The sequence below is a fragment of the Curtobacterium sp. MMLR14_006 genome (assembly GCF_001864985.1).
GTDB lineage: Bacteria > Actinomycetota > Actinomycetes > Actinomycetales > Microbacteriaceae > Curtobacterium.
Genome location: NZ_MJGU01000023.1, coordinates 32,531 through 50,051, shown reverse-complemented (window position 1 = coordinate 50,051; position 17,521 = coordinate 32,531). Strand labels below are relative to the sequence as shown.

Annotated in this window: 11 protein-coding genes; 6 read left to right on the top strand and 5 right to left on the bottom strand. The window is 72.9% G+C overall.

Annotated features, from left to right (window positions below; translation table 11 throughout):
- Positions 1–113 precede the first annotated feature (113 nt).
- Positions 114–1,655 carry an MFS transporter gene (locus tag BIU94_RS11995; RefSeq protein ID WP_071261900.1) on the top strand — a complete coding sequence of 514 codons (1,542 nt, stop codon included), beginning with the start codon at positions 114–116 and terminating at the stop codon, positions 1,653–1,655.
- Positions 1,656–1,982: 327 nt separating this feature from the next.
- Here the strand turns inward: BIU94_RS11995 and BIU94_RS11990 are convergent, their stop codons facing one another.
- From BIU94_RS11990 to BIU94_RS11975, 5 genes are all read right to left on the bottom strand, one after another.
- A complete protein-coding gene (locus BIU94_RS11990) occupies positions 1,983–5,507 on the bottom strand; it encodes an AAA family ATPase (RefSeq protein WP_071260536.1) in 3,525 nt (1,174 codons plus the stop codon).
- Positions 5,504–6,214 (bottom strand): hypothetical protein, encoded by a 711-nt coding sequence (locus BIU94_RS11985; RefSeq protein WP_139196027.1) that lies wholly within the window; start codon positions 6,212–6,214, stop codon positions 5,504–5,506. Before BIU94_RS11985 ends, BIU94_RS11990 begins: the two co-directional genes overlap by 4 nt.
- A complete protein-coding gene (locus BIU94_RS11980; RefSeq protein ID WP_071260530.1) occupies positions 6,211–7,614 on the bottom strand; it encodes a nuclease-related domain-containing protein in 1,404 nt (467 codons plus the stop codon). Before BIU94_RS11980 ends, BIU94_RS11985 begins: the two co-directional genes overlap by 4 nt.
- 26 nt (positions 7,615–7,640) lie before the next feature.
- Positions 7,641–7,817: a hypothetical protein gene (locus BIU94_RS17845; protein WP_175472216.1), complete on the bottom strand. Its 177-nt coding sequence runs from the start codon at positions 7,815–7,817 to the stop codon at positions 7,641–7,643.
- A 74-nt stretch (positions 7,818–7,891) separates the two neighbouring features.
- A complete protein-coding gene (locus BIU94_RS11975) occupies positions 7,892–8,944 on the bottom strand; it encodes a hypothetical protein (RefSeq protein ID WP_071260528.1) in 1,053 nt (350 codons plus the stop codon).
- A gap of 174 nt (positions 8,945–9,118) precedes the next feature.
- Here BIU94_RS11975 and BIU94_RS11970 point away from each other — a divergent pair, with 174 nt between their 5' ends.
- The 5 genes from BIU94_RS11970 (at position 9,119) to hrpA (ending at position 17,514) form a co-directional block, all read left to right on the top strand.
- Complete coding sequence (locus BIU94_RS11970; RefSeq protein ID WP_175472215.1) at positions 9,119–9,985, top strand: sulfurtransferase; 867 nt, start codon at positions 9,119–9,121, stop codon at positions 9,983–9,985.
- Positions 9,986–10,083: 98 nt separating this feature from the next.
- Positions 10,084–11,151 carry an NAD(P)-dependent oxidoreductase gene (locus BIU94_RS11965; RefSeq protein ID WP_071260522.1) on the top strand — a complete coding sequence of 356 codons (1,068 nt, stop codon included), beginning with the start codon at positions 10,084–10,086 and terminating at the stop codon, positions 11,149–11,151.
- A gap of 2 nt (positions 11,152–11,153) precedes the next feature.
- Positions 11,154–11,699, top strand: coding sequence for an AAA family ATPase (locus tag BIU94_RS11960; protein WP_071260520.1), 546 nt, complete (start codon positions 11,154–11,156; stop codon positions 11,697–11,699).
- A gap of 91 nt (positions 11,700–11,790) precedes the next feature.
- Positions 11,791–13,623: a thioredoxin domain-containing protein gene (locus tag BIU94_RS11955; protein WP_071260518.1), complete on the top strand. Its 1,833-nt coding sequence runs from the start codon at positions 11,791–11,793 to the stop codon at positions 13,621–13,623.
- A gap of 18 nt (positions 13,624–13,641) precedes the next feature.
- Complete coding sequence (gene hrpA, locus BIU94_RS11950; RefSeq protein WP_071261894.1) at positions 13,642–17,514, top strand: ATP-dependent RNA helicase HrpA; 3,873 nt, start codon at positions 13,642–13,644, stop codon at positions 17,512–17,514.
- Positions 17,515–17,521 lie beyond the last annotated feature (7 nt).

Here is a 17,521-nt window from a genome sequence, read left to right as displayed (position 1 = left end):
GGTCTACACTGACCACAAGCGGATGCAGTGCATCCGGTTCGACCCCTCTCCTTTCGGAGTGCCCGACGGTGCGCGCTCCGAGTCCCCCTCCAACCTTCATGAAGGAGGCTGCCGTGACGGCAGAACAGACCGTGCCGACCCCCACCGGGGCAGCACCCACGACTCCGGGCACCACCCCCGCCAAGAGCAGCCGCCGCTGGATCGCCCTGGCGGTCATCGCCCTCGCCCAGCTCATGGTCGTGCTCGACGCGACGATCGTGAACATCGCGCTCCCCTCGGCCCAGGCCGACCTCGACTTCGGCACCGACCAGCGGCAGTGGATCGTCACCGCCTACTCGCTGGCCTTCGGGTCGCTCCTGCTGCTCGGCGGACGCCTCGGCGACCTGTTCGGACGCAAGAACACGTTCATCATCGGCCTCGTCGGGTTCGCGCTCGCCTCCGTGCTCGGCGGCCTCGCCGACTCGTTCGGCCTGCTCGTCGCCGCCCGCGCGCTGCAGGGCGTGTTCGGCGCGCTGCTCGCCCCGTCGGCGCTCGGCATGCTCACCACGACCTTCCGCGACCCGAAGGAACGCGGCCGCGCGTTCGGCATCTTCGGCTCGATCGCCGGTTCGGGTGCGGCCATCGGCCTGCTGCTCGGCGGTGTCCTGACCGAGTACGCGTCCTGGCGCTGGTGCCTCTACGTCAACGTCGTCTTCGCCGTCCTCGGCGTGATCGGCGCCCTCGTCTTCATGGAGCGCCCGCCGAAGGTCGAGCGTCCCCGCATCGACGTCGCCGGCGTCTTCACCATCACCCTCGGCCTGGTCGGCGTCGTCTACGGCTTCTCGAACGCCGAGACCAACGGCTGGGACGCCCCGCTCACCATCGTCATGCTCGCCGGCGGTGTCCTGCTGATCGCGGCCTTCGTGCTCATCGAGACCCGGGTCGCCCACCCGCTGCTCCCCCTGCGCGTCGTGCTCGACCGCGACCGCGGCGGCTCGTTCATCGCCATCGGCCTCGTCGCGATCGGCATGTTCGGCATCTTCCTGTTCCTGACCTACTACCTCGAGCAGACCCTCGGGTTCAGCTCGCTGCAGACCGGTCTAGCGTTCCTGCCGATGCCCGCGTCGATCATGATCTCGGCGACGCAGATCGGCGGCCGCCTGCTGCCGCGCGTCGGCCCGAAGGTGCTCATCTTCGCCGGCGGCCTGGTCGCCGCGACCGGGCTGCTCCTGCTGCTCCGCACCGACCTCGACAGCTCCTACGCGGGCACCGTCCTGCCGGCGCTCATCGTGATCGGCCTCGGCATGGGCACGATCTTCTCGTCCGCGATGAACACCGCGACGACGGGGGTCGCCCGCGCCGACGCCGGCGTCGCCTCTGCCACGGTCAACACGATGCAGCAGATCGGCGGCTCGATCGGCACGGCGCTGCTCTCGACGATCTTCGCCGACGTCGTCGCGAACAGCCTGTCCGGGCTGAACGCGGCCCCGACGAAGCTGCAGCAGGCCCAGGCCGTGCTCGACGGCTACCACGTGGCCTTCGGGATCTCGGCCGGTGTGCTGGTGCTCGTCGCCCTCGCGGGTGGCCTGCTCATCAACCGGCAGTCCGTGCGACTCGAGCGGCTCGCCCGCGCCGGGTCCGCCACGACCGGGAGCATCCCCGCCGCGGCTCACTGACGCCGATCCACCGCAGCACGATTGCGACGGCCCGTCCCGGGAGACCGGGGCGGGCCGTCGTGCGTGCGGCGGGCAGTGGGGCGGCGGGCCGTGACGCGGGGCGGTGGGCGGCGGGGCGGCCGGGCGCATGCCTGCGCATGGTGCGACGAACCACCGGTCGAACGACAGGTGGTCCGACGGAATACGCGCGCGCAACCTCTGTGCGTGCATGATCCGACGAACCACGTGTCGATCGACGCGTGTCCTGTCGCGGACCCCGCGCCGCGCGCTCCCGAGGCCAGGGCCCGACGCTGCCCCACTGCCCCGCCTACCCGCTCGCCCGCTCGGTCAGGAGGCTGCTGGGACCCCGGCCGGGAGCGCAGCAGCGTCGGCGGCGACGGTCATGTCCACGGCCTCGATCGTCACCATCTCGTCCGACGTCGGCTCGGACGACGGATCCGCGAACAACCGCAGGTCCCGGGCACGCACGGCGTCGTCGAGGATGTTCCGCACCGCACGCCCGTTGCCCCACTCCCGGTCGGAGAACCGTCCGGCCGCCTCCGCTGCCGTCAGACGGCGCAACAGCAGCTCGCGAGCGTCCTCGGTGACCTGTTCGTGCGCTCCGACCGCCATGTGCTCCGCGATCCCGACGAGGTCGTCGGACGAGTACGGGCGGAACGCGATCGTCTGGGTGAAGCGCGACGGGAGTCCGGGGTTGGAACGCAGGAACCCGGCCATCTCGTCGGGGTACCCGGCGACGATCACCATGAAGGCTCCCCGGTCGTTCTCCATGCGAGCGAGCAGCGTGTCGATCGCCTCCTGCCCGAAGCTCCTGTCCCGGTCGCCGGCGAGCGTGTACGCCTCGTCGATGAACAGCACGCCGCCCCGGGCCTCCGCGATGCGTTCCTCCGTCTTCGTCGCCGTCTGACCGACGTAGCCCGCGACGAGTCCCGCGGCGTCGACCTCGACGACGTGTCCGGACGGCAGGACGCCGAGTGCGCGGTACAGCCGCGCGAGCAGCCGGGCGATCGTCGTCTTGCCGGTCCCGGGCGGGCCGGTGAACACCAGGTGCTCGACCAGGGACTGCCCGGTCGACATGCCCCGGGCGAGACGCGCCTGCTGGGCGCGGACCCCGGCCATCAGTGACTCGACCTGGACCTTGACCCCGGGCTGCCCGATCTGTGCGCCGAGTTCCGCCAGGACGTCCCCCACCGCTTCGACGGCCGGCCCGTCGTCCGCCAGGACCGACCTGCACGCCGCCTCGACGTCCGACGCGTCGAGCTCGTCGAGGCCGGCACCGACCGGCGGGGTGCGATCGTCGGCGAACACGCGGGTGTTGCGGACCCGGACCGCCTCGTCGACGAGGTTCCGGACGGCTCCGGCGTTCCCCCAGTCGGCCCGGGCGAACAGGCCGGCGCGCTCGGCCCCCGACAACCGGGCGCGGAGCACCTGTGCGGCGTCCTCCGTGAACCGTTCGTTCCTCGCCGCCGCCATCGAGGTCGCGATCTCGGCGAGCTGCTCGGCCGAGTACGACCGGAACTCGACGGTCGTCGGGAAGCGCCGGGCGAGTCCTGGGTTCGACCGCAGGAAGTCCCTCATCGGCTCCGGGTACCCGGCGGCGATGACGAGGAACCGGCCGCGGTCGTCCTCCATCCGCTTGAGCAGCGTGTCGACGGCTTCCCGCCCGAAGGCGTCGCCTCCGGCCGTGAGTGCGTACGCCTCGTCCACGAAGAGCACGCCGCCCATCGCCTCGTCGATCCGTTCGGTCGTCTTCGTCGCGGTCTGTCCCACGAACCCGGCGACGAGGTCGCCACGGTCAACCTCGACGACGGTGCCACCCGGCAGGAGCCCGAGCGCACGGTACAGGCGCGCGATGAGCCGGGCGATCGTGGTCTTGCCGGTGCCGGGCGGACCGGTGAAGAGCAGGTGCGGGATGTCCGGCACCGTCGCACGTTCGTCACGATCGGCCGCCGCACGAGCCGCGCGGGCGTTGGCGACGAGCGACTCGACCTGCCGGGCGACCTGGTCCTGCCCGATCTGGGCGCGCAGTTCCGCGAGCACGGTCTCGACGTCCTCGGTCGGGGCCGACGGACGGCCGACACCTTGGTCGTCGCACGCGACGACGATGTCCTCTTCCCGGATCTCGACGAGGGCGGCTCCGTCGATGGTGTCGCCCCCGAGTCCGGGCGCACCGGCGAGCAGCGCGCTGAGGCGGGCGTCCCGAGCGGCGGCCGCTCGGTCGACCACGGTCCGCACCGTCCTCGCGTTGCCCCACGTGCGTTCCGCGAAGCGACCGGAGACCTCGGCTTCGCGGAGTCGGAGCCCGAGCCGCTCGACCGCCTCGTGGGTGAGGACGGCACCGGAGTCCGACGCCATCTGCACGGCGATCGCGACGAGCTCGTCCGCGGAGTACGGGGTGAACTCGATGCGCTGCGGGAACCGCGAGGCGATGCCCGGGTTCGCCGCGGTGAAGGCGTCCATCTCGGCCGGGTAGCCGGCGGCGATGCAGACGAACGACCCGCGGCGGTCCTCGAGCGCCTTGAGCAGGGTGTCCAGCGCCTGTCGGCCGAAGTCGTTCTCGCCGCCGCTGGTGAGGGCGTACGCCTCGTCCACGAGCAGGACGCCGCCCATCGCCCGCTCCACAGCGGCGGTCGTGCGTTCCTCGGTGCCGCCGACGTGCGCTGCGACGAGGGCTGCACGGTCGACCTCGACGAGGGTGTCCGTGGGCAGGAACCCGAGCGCGTGGTAGAGCCGGGCGATCAGTCGGCCGATGGTGGTCTTCCCGGTCCCGGGAGGCCCGACGAACAGCAGGTGTCCGGCGGTCAGCTCGCCGTGGAAGCCCTTCTCCCTGCGGAGCTGCACGAGCTCCGCCTGCGCGACGACGTTGCGCACCTGCGCCTTGAGCTGGGCCTGCCCGACGATCGCGTCCAGCTCCGCGAGCACGGCGGCGACGGCTTCGGGCCCCTGTGCCGGCGGGAGCGGTGAGAGCACCTCGAGCCCGTCGTCCGGCTCGGCCTCCTCCCGGCCAGCCGCCTGTTCGTCGCGAGCGATCCGTCGGAGCGAAGCACCGGCTTCGTCGGAGCTCGTCCGCACGAAGCACTCAGGACCGTCCGACGCACCGTCGGCGTCCGTCCCCCAGAGTCGCACGCGCGATCCGTCGCCCGAGACCTGCAGCGCCACGGCGTCGTACCGCTGTTCGGCGGTCCAACAGACGAAGCGCACCGCTGCACGGAGCCGCTCGACGGGCACGTGCAGCCGGCGGGGTCGGCCGGCGAGGATCCCCGCCACGGGATCGCCGAGCAACCCGGCGGCGCCCCGGACGAGGACGCGTTCGGGCGCGAGGGCGAGGGTGACGATCGATGACGGTTCGACGGCCTCAGCGGTCACGAGGGTCTTCATGAACGCGTTCCGGTCGACGGTCACCAGACTCGCCTCCCCGTCGCCGAAGAACGCGTACGAGCCCTTGAGGTGCTCCAGCAGACGCGGCGACGTCCACATCGCCTGGTGGAGCACCGGCTCGTCGGCGGCGCCCTGGACGACGACCTGCCGACCGTCCTCGCCCCAGCCGAGCCCGATGGACACCTCGTCGTCGTCGCCGAAGTGGCCGGTGAGCTCGACCACGAAGCTCGGCGGCAACGTCAGCCAGGTCGTCAGGATCGGGACCGCGTCGAGGACCGGTTCGAGGGCGACGTGCACGCCGTCCGACGCGATCAGCTGGACACGAGTGCCCTCGTCGACCCACAGGCCAACGCCGTCCAGCACACCCGAGCCGTCGGAGGTTCGGAACCCGTCGGTCCTGGCGACGGCACGGCGGAGGGCACCGACCGTGAGCCGGAGGACCTGCTCGACGTCCCTGATCCGTCCGACGCTCACCGTCGGCCGTCCGCTGACAGGTGACCCGTCCGACGAGCCGGCACGGGCGTCCGTCGCGGCGCGGGGTCGGCTGCGGGCGCGGGGAGGGACGGCATCACGACCGGCCTGGCCTTCGCGGGCGTCGGCGCCGGCGCGCCGGGTGCGGTGTCGGTCGTCGACGGACCCGTCACCGGGGCGACCACCACCGCGGTCGGCGCAGCTTCGACCAGCTCCGAGCTGTAGTCGTCCTCGAACACCTCGAACACCTCTGCTCGTCCGCCCCTGGTCCAGCGCGAAGCAGGGACGAGGGTCCGCCACCCCGCTCCTGTCGGGAAGCACCCGACGCTGATCCGCGCGACGACCGCCGACGTGCTGACCACCGCTCCGTCCGCGACGTGGCGGACGGAGACCGCGCCCGGGTCGACGCCGATCTGCACGAGGCCGCTCGAGGGCAACGACACACTGACCGAACGGACCAGATCGGTCCCGAAGAACACGCGGTCGTCCCGTTCGCGGAGCGTCCGCCCGCTCACGTGTGCGATCGCTCCGTCGGCGAGGTTCCGGTCCGACCCGGCGAGCAGGTGCAGGTCCGCCACGCCGCCCTCGAACAGCACGTGCATGCGGATGCGGTCCCAGGGGGACGGGTTCGCAGCCGCTGCGAACGGGGCGACGTGCGCGAGTGCGGCCCGGAGGTCGTCGACCTCGACCTCGAGCAACCAGGTGGTCACGCCGCCCCGCACGCTTCGCAGAAGCCCATCTCCGCGGTCACGGTCGCTCCGCACGAGGAGCAACTGCGCGACCCGGCGTCCTCGGTCGTGCTCGGCGCCGTCGCCGGTCGTGTGGCTGTGGCACGGGCGGTCGACACGGTGCGGGTCGGTGTCGCCGCGGGCGACGGACGCCGGCGCTCTCCGACGACCGGCGCGGAGCCGCTCTCGTCCTTGAGCAGCGCCGACAGGATCGGGACGAGGAGCCTCGCGTTCTCGTCGGAGGGGACGAAGTCCGGCTCGTCCTCGAGCCAGCGCAGGAGGTCCGGCAGGCCGGCCGCGGGGATGTCCCCCGGCCACGCGACGTCCTGGATCCGGCCGAGGCCGTCGTCCCGCGGCATCATGACGACGACGGGCTTCACCATCGTCCGGATGCCGAGGTTGCGCATCTTGAGGCCGAAACGCTCGCGGGCGAGCTTCATGTTCCCGGACATCTTGCGCGGGTGCCCGACCGCGCCCTCGGTCTGCAGGTCGATCGCGATGAGCGTCGGTGCCGAGGAACGGCCTTGGGGGTCCTCACGTTCGACGGTCCAGCGCACGCCGCCCTGGTCGTAGTTCTTCACGTCGACGAGCCAGATCGAGGAGCCGGTGACCACCACGCAGTCGATGTCGGTCTGGAACTGCTTGCTCGCTCCGACGCCCTCGTCCGGCATGTGCACGGACCAGAACGTCGCGAAGCGTCCGAGCAGGCCGCGCTGCTCGAGGACCTTCGCGAAGTTGACCTCTCCCTCACGCCCGCGCTCGATCGCGCGCGCGTCGAAGCCGGACCCACCGAGGCCGGCACCGGGCTCCCCGTACATCCAGGCGTTCGGCCCGATCTCGACGTCGACCAGCTCGCTCGGTTCGTACCCGGTGCGCTCGCCGTCACCCGACGGCCGCGCTGCCCACTTGCGGTCGCGTTCGACGCGGGCGACGTGGTCGAGTTCCCGTTCACGGTTGGACCGGATCCGCTCTTCCTCGGCGGCACGGATGCGGTTGGCCGTGTCGGCGGCGGCGCCGGTCCGGATGCTCGTCGCGACGACCGGGCGAGCGATCGTCGCGGCGACGATCACGAGCGACCACAGCAGGTGCACAGGAAGCACGTGGCCGGCGACGGGCGACGACGACGCCGTGACGATCCCGCCGAGGACCGCGGTGGCGAGCGCGGTGACGGCCACGATGGTGCCGAGCACGCCCGACCGGGGCCGGAAGTGGTCTCGCGTCACCCGGCCGGCGAGTGCCAGGCCGAGGACCACGGCGAACCATGCGGGGGAAGTCAGGCCGCCCACCACCCAGCTCAGACCGTTCAGGATCGTCAGCACCACCACCAGGATGTCCGCGGTACGCGCGAACCTCCGCCGTCGGGTCTCCAGCGGACCGCTCATCTTCGTTCCTCTCGTCGAGCGCACCGTCAGCTCCGCCCCGCCACCGTCCAGAGGACGGCGGAGACCCCGAGCAGGCCGAAGCCGATCCCGAAACGGGCCGGACGACGCGCCCGGAACCGTCGCGGCGTGAAGAGCGCGACGAAGAGCACGATGCCGCCGACGAGCGCGACCGCCGAGGCCGTCGTGGAGAGGAGCTGGTTCACACCGCCGACCGTAGGTGTGCGGACGTGTCCGGACCGGTGTCCGGACCGCTGTCCGCACAAACCCGGACAGCGCTTCAGTCCGGGAGCGGAGTCCCCTGTGCGCGCGTCATCCGTCGCTCGAGCAGCACGAGCAACGCGAACGCCACGAAGGTGGTCAGGACCTTGTCGAGGACAGACGCTCCGAGGTTCGCCAGGGCGACGGCGACCCACGGACCGTCGCCCGCTGCCGACAGCAGGTCGATGTACGCCTGGGTACCGTGCGTCACCGACGCCTGGTAGGCGAGGACGGTGACCGGCGTCGCCACCGCTGTGCACCCGACGGCCACCACGAGGCCGAGCACGAGCAACCGCCAGGATGACCGCTGCAGGCCCCGCAACCGGCCGCCGGCACCCCAGAGCAGACCGGCCACGACGCCGACGAGGGCGAACCAGAAGGAGGTGGGCCCGTGGGCGAGTTGGTTGAGGAGCACCGCCCCGGCACCGACCCCGGCGCCTGCCCACGGGCCGAGTCGGAGGGCGATGACGGCGGTGCCGATCGTGTCGAGCCAGATCGGCAGGTGGAACTGCTCGGAGACGCTGGCGCCGAAGAGGTCGAGTCCGACAGCGGCAGCGACGAGCAGCACGACGGAACCCGCGTCGAGGTCGTGGCGGAACCGGTCCGGCCACCGGCGCAGGGACGACGCGACCACCGCGGAGGCCGAGCTGGTCAGTCGAGCCGACCCGGGCCTCCCGGTCGGCCGCTCGTCGGCCTCCGACTGGGCGGACGGAGCCGGACCGACCTCGGGTCGGACGGGTCCTGCGGGTCCCGGCCCCGGACGCGCGACCACCGGCGAGCGCGCCGCGCGCTGCCACTCCTCGACGTCGCCGTCCGCGACGCCGAGGACACGGACGACCTCGCCGACGAGGCTGACGTTCAGTCGGGTCCGCCCGGGTCGGAACACGTCGTACACGGTGGACCGGGCGATGCGAGCCGCCGCCTCCGGTGTCCCGACGGCGACTCGGCGTGCGGTGATTCGGGCGGCGACGTCCCCGTACGACGGGTCCCCGGCAGCGCGGCGCAGCCGTTGCAGACGGTCCGCGAAGGCCTCCGCGGTCCCTGATCCGACGTGCTGTTCCCGCGTGCTCACGTGGTGGCCCTCCCCCGGGTGATCCGGGGAACCAACATACCGAGCACGAACCGGCCGGGGTGGCACCAGAACGGGGGAGCGCACCGACCGACCGAAGCGCCCGTCCCGACACCCCGTTGCGCCGTGTGTCCGTTCCCCTCGCAGCCGTCAGGGGTCGGAGTTATGGTGTGCGGCATGGCCCCCGTCCTGACCTCGCCGCTCGTGTCGACGCAGTGGCTCGCAGACCACCTCGGTGCTGACGAGCTCATCGTGCTCGACGCCTCGGTGCACACGGACGGTGCCGGGCGTGGGACGACCTGGCACAGCGCGCGGGACGCCCACGAGCAGCGTGGCCACGTACCGGGGGCCCGGTACGCCGACCTCATCCGAGCGTTCTCGACGCCGGACGCCGAGCTCCCCTTCACCCGACCGGACGCCGACCGGTTCGAGGCCGCCGCCGCAGCCCTCGGCGTGACCGACACCGCCACCGTCGTGGTCTACGACGACGGGAGCGGTGAGTGGTCCGCACGGCTCTGGTGGATCTTCCGCTCGTTCGGCTTCGACGCCGTCGCGGTCCTCGACGGCGGGTTCGCCAAGTGGCGTGACGAGGGGCGCCCGGTGCGGGTCGGTGCCCTCCACACCTCGCCGGCGGACTCCGCCCTGCCGCACCGCGCGTTCCTGGCGGGTCAGGAGCGTCCGCTCTGGGCAGACCGCGACCGGGTCCTGCGGGCCGTGTCCGGCGACGAGCCCGCGTCACTGGTCCTGGCGGCGCCCGCGTCGGCGCTCGGCGACGACCACCCGCCGCTCGTGCCGGGCAGCACCTCGGTGGCGGCCGACTCGCTGCTCGACCCGACCACCGGCACGTACCTGCGCGGTCCCGCCCTGGCGCGGGCGTTCGCCGACGTGATCGGCGACGACGAGATCGTCACCTACTGCGGGGTCGGCAGCGCCGCGTGCGTCGACGCGCTCGCGCTGACGGTGCTGGGGCACGACCGGGTGCGGGTGTACGACGGGTCGCTGGCCGACTGGTGGCGGCACGAGCCCGAGGCGCTCGCGTCCTGACCCGGCAGCCGACCGGGCCGACCACGGCCCGGCGCCCGGCGAGACCGACCCGGCAGACCCGGCACGTGCGACCGTCCCGGCACGGCTAGCGTGGGCACATGAGCAGCAGACGCGCGGTCGTCCTCGGCGGTACCGGCGGGATCGGTTCGGCCGTCGCGCGTGAGCTCCTCGACGTCTCCGGCCGCGGCGGTGACGACTGGCAGGTCGACGTCCTCGCCCGACGCGGTGGCCCCGCCGCCGACGCCCTGACCGCACGCGGCGTGACCTTCACCGCGGGCGACCGGCGCGACACGAGCACCCTGCGCGGCCTGCTGCGCCCGGGAGCGGACCTGGTGGTCGACACGGTCGGCCTGACCCGTGACGACGCCGTGCAGCTCCTGCCGTTCCTCGACGACGTCGGGTCCTCGGTGTTCGTCTCGTCGCGCTCCGTCTACGTCGACGAGCAGGGTCGGCACGCGAACTCCCTCGACAAGCCGGTGTTCGGCGGGGCCGTCACCGAGCTCCAGCCCACGGTGGCCGCGGGCGACGGCGACCCGACGAGTCGTGACGGCTACGGTGCGGCGAAGGTCGCCGCGGAGCAGGTCCTGCTCGACCACGGCGCCCCGGTGACGGTGCTGCGCCCGTCCAAGGTGTACGGCGTGGGCATCGGCCGCCCGCGGGAGTGGTTCGTCGTCCGCCGGGTCCTCGACGGCCGCGAGCGCGTCCTGCTCGCCGACGCCGGCCGCAGCGTCGACCACACGACCGCCGCGAGCGGCATCGGCTCGCTCGTCCGCCTGGTCGCCGACGCGCCCGACCGTCGCATCCTGAACGTGGCGGACGACACCGCCCCGGACGCGCTCGAGATCGTCCGGACGATCGCCGCACACCTGGACCACCGGTTCGACGAGGTCCTGCTCGACCAGGACGCGCCGGCGTTCGTCGGCACCACGCCGTGGTCGTCGCCGTCGCCGTTCGTCCTGGACACCACCGCCGCCCGGGCGCTCGGGTGGCAGCCGCCGACGTTCGCGTCCGCCGTCCTGCCGGAGCTCGACTGGCTCGTCGAGACCGCCCACGCGGTCCCGGCGGGCAGCGACGTGCCGTGGGCCGCCGACCCGTTCTGGGACCGCATGTTCGACTACGGCCCCGAGGACGCCGCGCTCGCACTGCTCTCCCTCGGCCTGGGCTGACCGTGGCCGACGTCGCGCCCGGCCGCCCCGAGGTCCTGTTCCTCGGCGGGCGTTCGGGTGTCGGCAAGTCGACGGTGGCCGAGGCCCTGCACGACCTGCTCGTCGGCGCCGACGTGCACCACGCGGTGATCGAGGGCGACGTCCTCGACCTCGCCCACCCGGCACCGCGCGTCGCACACCCCGGGCTCCGCCTCGCCGAGCGGAACCTCGCCCGGCTCTGGTCGGCGTACCGGGACCTCGGGCACCACCGGTTGGTGTTCACGAACACGGTGTCCGTGCTCGAACAGGACCGGCTGGCCGCCGCCGTCGGCGACGACCCCGTGGTCACCGCCGTCCTGCTCCGGGCCGGTGACGACGTCACCGCCGAGCGGCTGGGCCGTCGGTCCGGCGGCGTGGTCCCGTCGGCGCAGCTCGCGCACAGCGCGCGGACGGCCAGGAGGCTCGACACGGCCACCCCGGACGCCGTCACCCGGGTGGACACGGACGGCCGGACGCCCGAGCAGGTCGCGCGCCACCTCGCGTCGCTCACGGGGTGGCTGCCCGCCTGATCCCCCGGTGGTCCCTGTGGACGGGCGGCAACCGTCCACAGATCCTCCGAGACGGCGACCCACCCAGTCGGGACGGGGCACGCTGGGAGCCATGAACGACAACCGACTCGGCACCTCGGTCAGCCCCTACCTGCGGATGCACGCCGACAACCCGGTGGACTGGCGCGAGTGGGGGCCGGACGCCTTCGCCGAGGCCCGGCGCCGCGACGTGCCCGTCCTGGTCTCCGTCGGGTACGCCACCTGCCACTGGTGCCACGTCATGGCTCGCGAGAGCTTCGCCGACCCCGAGGTCGGTGCGCTGCTCCGCCGCGACTTCGTCGCCGTCAAGGTCGACCGGCAGGAGAACCCCGACGTCGACGCCAGCCTGATGGCCGCGGCGAGCGCGTTCACCCAGCAACTCGGGTGGCCGCTGACCACGTTCCTGACGCCCGACGGGCACGTGTTCTTCGCCGGCACCTACTACCCGCCCACCCCCGTCGGCCAGGTCCCGGCGTTCCGGCAGATCCTGGCGGCGGTGCTCGACGCGTGGACGGAGCGCCGGCACGAGGTCGACGCGAACGCGACGGCGATCGCGACCGCGATCCGGCAGGGAGCCGAGTCGGACGCAGCCGCGCTGGTCGGCGACGAACCCGCCGGGGGCGACCCGCGCCTCCCGTCCGTCGACCGGGTCCGCGCCGTCACCGGCCAGCTCCTGCGGTCCGAGGACACCACGTACGGCGGTTTCGGCGGCGCACCGAAGTTCCCGGGGGCACCGCTGCTCGAGTTCCTCGGCGACGCGGCAGCCGACGGCGACGCCGAGGCCGCCGCGCTGCTCGACCGGTCGCTGACTGCGATCCGCGGGTCCGAGCTCACCGACGCCGACGGCGGCGTCTTCCGGTACGCGACCCGGCGTGACTGGAGCGTGCCGCACTACGAGCGGATGCTGTACGACAACGCGGGGCTGCTCGCGGTCGCCGGTGCCGAGCAGGCCCGGGGCATCGCGGACTTCCTCCGCGACACGCTGCGTCGCGAGGACGGGGCGTTCGTCGCGGCGCAGGACAGCGAGTCGACGATCGACGGACGGCGGGTCGAGGGCGAGTGGTACCGCCGTCCGCTCGCCGAACGCGCGCTGCTCGATCCCCCGCCCCTCGACGACCAGGTCCTGACCGGCTGGAACGGCCTGGCGATCCGGGGGCTCGCGATCGCCGGCGCCCGCCACGGCGACGACGAGATGGTCGACCTCGCCCGCGGTGCCGCCGACGCCGTCCTGCGTGCCCACGTCCGCGACGGCCACGTCGTCGTCCGGTCGGGCACCTCGCGGGGGGCGTCGAGCGCGCCGCCGACCGTCGAGGACGTCGGGCTCCTGGCCGAGGGGCTGCTCGAACTCGCGCTCGTCACCGGGGACGCCGGACTCGCCGTCGCGGCGCGGTCCCTGGTGGACGACGGCGTCGCGGGGCGCTTCGACGTGGACCCCGTCCTGGCGGCCGCGTGCACCGCGACCGGCGAGCAGCCGCAGACCGCGGTGCGGTCGGGCACGGTGGCGTTGGCCGCCGCTGCGGCGACCCTCGCGGCACTGACCGGCGACGACGGGTACCGCGTCGCCGCGACCCGACTCGTCGCCGACCGTGCCGTGACCGGGACCGAACGGCCGCTCGGCCACGCCGATGCCCTCGGTGTCGCCCTCGCGCTGCAGCGGCCGTCGCGCGAGGTCGTCGTCGTCGCCTCCGACCCGCACGACCCGCTGCGCGACGCCGTCAGGGGCGCCCGTCGGCCGGGGACCGTCGTCGCACGGGTGACCCCGGAGCAGGCGCGCGACTGGTCGGCGGCTGGCTTCGCACTGTTCGACGAGCGGGCGTCGCTCGACCCCGCGGCCTTCGTCTGCCACGACCGCGTGTGCGCGCTGCCCGCCCGGTCGGTCACGGAACTCGCCGCACAGACCGTGTGACGGTATCCTGGAATGCTCATGTCTTCCTCGCCGCTCGTCATCACCTACCCGCCGGAGCTGCCGGTCTCGCAGCGACGGGACGACATCGCGGCCGCCATCCGTGACAACCAGGTGGTCATCGTCGCCGGGGCCACAGGGTCCGGCAAGACGACCCAGCTGCCGAAGATCTGCCTCGAGCTCGGGCGCGAGCACATCGGCCACACGCAGCCCCGCCGGATCGCCGCCCGCACCATCGCCGAGCGGGTGTCCGAGGAGCTCGGCGGCGAGCTGGGCGACCTCGTGGGCTACCAGGTGCGGTTCACCGACAAGGTGTCGTCGAACACCCGGGTGAAGCTGATGACCGACGGCATCCTGCTCAACGAGATCCACTTCGACCGCGACCTGAAGCGCTACGACACGATCATCATCGACGAGGCCCACGAGCGCTCGCTGACGATCGACTTCCTGCTCGGGTACCTGAAGCGGCTGCTCCCTCGCCGTCCCGACCTCAAGCTCATCATCACGAGTGCGACGATCGACCCGCAGTCCTTCTCGGAGCACTTCGGCGGCGCCCCGATCATCGAGGTCTCGGGCCGCACCTACCCGGTCGAGGTCCGCTACCGGCCGCTCGTCGCCGAGGACCCGAAGGACGCCGACGGCTCCGGTGGCTCCGACGACGAGGACGACCCCCGCACCGACGACAGCGGCGGCGGCCGGACGCCCGACGACCGCGACGTCATGCAGGGCATCACGGACGCGCTCGACGAGCTCGACCGTGAGGCACCCGGCGACGTCCTGGTGTTCCTGTCGGGCGAGAACGAGATCCGCGACGCGCAGGACGCCATCGAGGGCAAGCGCTACCCGGGCACCGAGGTCCTGCCGCTCTACGGTCGGCTGTCCGCCGCCGACCAGCACCGGGTGTTCGAGCGCCGCAGCACCCCGGGCGTCCGTCGCCGGGTCGTCCTGGCGACCAACGTGGCGGAGACGAGCCTGACGGTCCCCGGCATCAAGTACGTCGTCGACACCGGCACGGCCCGCATCTCGCGGTACTCGCCGCGGGCCAAGGTGCAGCGGCTGCCGATCGAGGCGATCAGCCAGGCGAGCGCGAACCAGCGGTCCGGGCGTGCCGGGCGCACGAGCGACGGCATCGCGATCCGGCTCTACTCCGAGGACGACTTCGGCCGCCGGCCCGAGTACACGGACCCGGAGATCCTCCGCACCAACCTCGCCGCGGTGATCCTGCAGATGATCTCCCTGGGCTTCGGCGACATCGAGTCGTTCCCCTTCCTGCAGCCGCCGGACTCCCGCGGCGTGAAGGACGGCCTCGACCTGCTCCGCGAGCTCCGCGCCGTCGACACCGACGGTCGGATCACGAAGTCCGGCCGGCAGCTGACACGTCTGCCGATCGACCCCCGGCTCGGACGGATGGTGCTCGAGGCCGGGCGCCAGGGGGTCGGCCGCGAGGTCATCGCCGTCGTCAGCGCCCTGAGCATCCAGGACCCGCGCGAGCGTCCCCTCGAGAAGCGTGCGCACGCCGACCAGCTGCACGCCCGCTTCGCCGACCCCACCAGCGACTTCCTCACGCTGCTCAACCTGTGGAACCACATCGAGGACAAGCAGGAGGAGCTCTCGTCGAGCGCCTTCCGCCGCCTGTGCAAGGCCGAGTTCCTCAACCACCTGCGCATCCGCGAGTGGCAGGACCTGTACCGGCAGCTCTCCCGCGCCGCGAAGCAGGTCGACGTCCGGGTCGGGCAGTCCCGCTCCGACGACGGCGATGCGGTGCACCGATCGCTGCTGTCCGGACTGCTCAGCCAGATCGGTCTGCGCGACCGTGAGAAGCGCGACTACCTCGGGTCCCGGAACACCCGCTTCGTGGTCTTCCCGGGCAGCGTGCTGGCGAAGAAGCAGCCGGACGCCGTGATGGCCGCCGAGCTCGTCGAGACCAGCCGGCTGTTCGCCCGCACCGTCGGTCGGATCGACCCGGCGTGGGTGGAGCCCCTCGCCGGCGACCTGCTGAAGCGCACGTACGGCGAACCCCACTGGGAGAAGAAGCAGGGCGCCGTGGTCGCGTACGAACGGGTGACGCTGTTCGGCGTCCCCATCGTGCAGCGTCGTCGGGTGCAGTACTCCCGCATCGACCCGGAGCACTCCCGCGAGCTCTTCATCCGGCACGCCCTGGTCGAGGGCGAGTGGGACTCCCAGCAGGCGTTCGACCGTGCCAACCGGAAGCTCCGCAAGGAACTCGAGCAGCTCGAGGAGCGCACCCGGCGCCGCGACATCCTGCTCGACGACGAGAACGTCTACGAGTTCTACGACGCCCGCGTCCCCGCCGACGTCGCGACGACCCGCGCCTTCGAGGGGTGGTGGCGTCAGGCGCGACGCGACGAGCCGGACCTGCTCACGATGCAGCGGTCCGACCTGCTCGACGAGGACGCCGCCGAGGCCGCGCAGGACCAGCAGGAGTACCCGACCCAGTGGCGGAGCGGCGACCAGCGACTCGCCATCCGGTACCGCTTCGAGCCGGGAGCCCAGGACGACGGCGTCAGCGTCCAGGTGCCGCTCGCGCTGCTCCCCCGGATGCGTGAGGAGGGCTTCGACTGGCAGGTGCGCGGCCTGCGCAAGGAGCTCGTCACCGCGCTCATCAAGTCGCTGCCGAAGCAGATCCGCAAGAACGTCGTGCCCGCGGCGGACTGGGCCGAGAAGATCGTGGCCGAGCTGCCCGACGACGCCCCCACCGAGCCGACGGAGTCCTTCCGCGCCACCCTCGCCAAGGCCATCCAGCGGATGACCTACGTGCCGGTGTCCGAGTCGGACTTCGACCTGAGCCGCGTCCCCGCACACCTGCTGCCCACGTGGGCGGTCGTCGACGAACGCGGGCGGCGGGTCGAGGCCGGCAAGGACCTGTCGGCGCTGCAGACCAAGCTGAAGGACCGCACCCAGGAGAGCGTCGCCCGGGCGACGCAGGAACGCGGGCGGAACCGACCGGGAGGCCCGGCGCAGGTCGCCGACGCCACCGCCGGTCGGACGGTGGAGCGTTCCGGTCTCACCACGTGGCCGACGGACGACCTGCCGCAGACCCTCGACACGAAGCAGGCGGGCGGCGTGATCCGCGCCTACCCGGCGCTGGTGGAGGAGGGCTCGGGGCCGAAGGCGACGGTCGGCGTGCAGCTGCTCGCGACCCCGGCGGACCGCCAGGTCCGGATGCCCGCCGGGGTGCGGCGGCTCGTGATGCTCGCGGTGCCCTCGCCGGTGTCGTACATCCAGTCGCACCTGACCGCGCAGGAGAAGCTCGCGCTCGCCGCGAGCCCGTACCCGTCGACGGCGGCGCTGTTCGACGACGTGCTCGCGGCCGTGGTGGACGCCGGCATCCGTCGCGCGCACCCGGACGGCCTGGTGTTCACGAAGGCGGGGTTCGAGGCCGTCCGTGACGCCGTGTCGGCCACGGTCGTCGACACGATGTTCGCGGCCGTCTCCGAGCTCGCCGCCGTGTTCGCCGCGCAGCGGTCCGCGGAGCGCGCGCTCAAGCAGGCGAACTCGATGTCGCTGCTCGGCGCCCTGACGGACATGCGCCAGCAGGTGGAACGCCTCGTGTACCCGGGCTTCGTCTCGGACGCGGGGCTCGACCGGCTCCGGCGGGTCCGGGTGTACCTGCAGGGCGTCGAGGCACGTGTCCAGAAGCTCCTGCAGAACCCCGGTCGCGACGCGACGTGGATGCGCGAGGTCACCGTCGCGACCGACCGGTACATCGACGCCGGTGGGAGCTTCCCACCCGCCGTCGGTGCCCACCCGGAACTCGTGCACGCCCGGTGGATGCTCGAGGAGTTCCGGCTGAGCCTGTTCGCGCAGGAGCTCGGCACCGCCGAGACGGTCTCGTTGCAGCGGATCACGAAGGCCCTGGCAACGGCGCGCTGACGGGGCT

What these genes read in the sequence shown, in the direction of transcription:
- BIU94_RS11955 (WP_071260518.1), top strand. Translation starts at nt 11,791, where the DNA reads ATGAACGACAACCGACTCGGCACCTCGGTCAGCCCCTACCTGCGGATG.
- BIU94_RS11970 (WP_175472215.1), top strand. Translation starts at nt 9,119, where the DNA reads ATGGCCCCCGTCCTGACCTCGCCGCTCGTGTCGACGCAGTGGCTCGCA.
- BIU94_RS11980 (WP_071260530.1), bottom strand. Translation starts at nt 7,614, where the DNA reads ATGAGCGGTCCGCTGGAGACCCGACGGCGGAGGTTCGCGCGTACCGCG.
- hrpA (WP_071261894.1), top strand. Translation starts at nt 13,642, where the DNA reads ATGTCTTCCTCGCCGCTCGTCATCACCTACCCGCCGGAGCTGCCGGTC.
- BIU94_RS11965 (WP_071260522.1), top strand. Translation starts at nt 10,084, where the DNA reads ATGAGCAGCAGACGCGCGGTCGTCCTCGGCGGTACCGGCGGGATCGGT.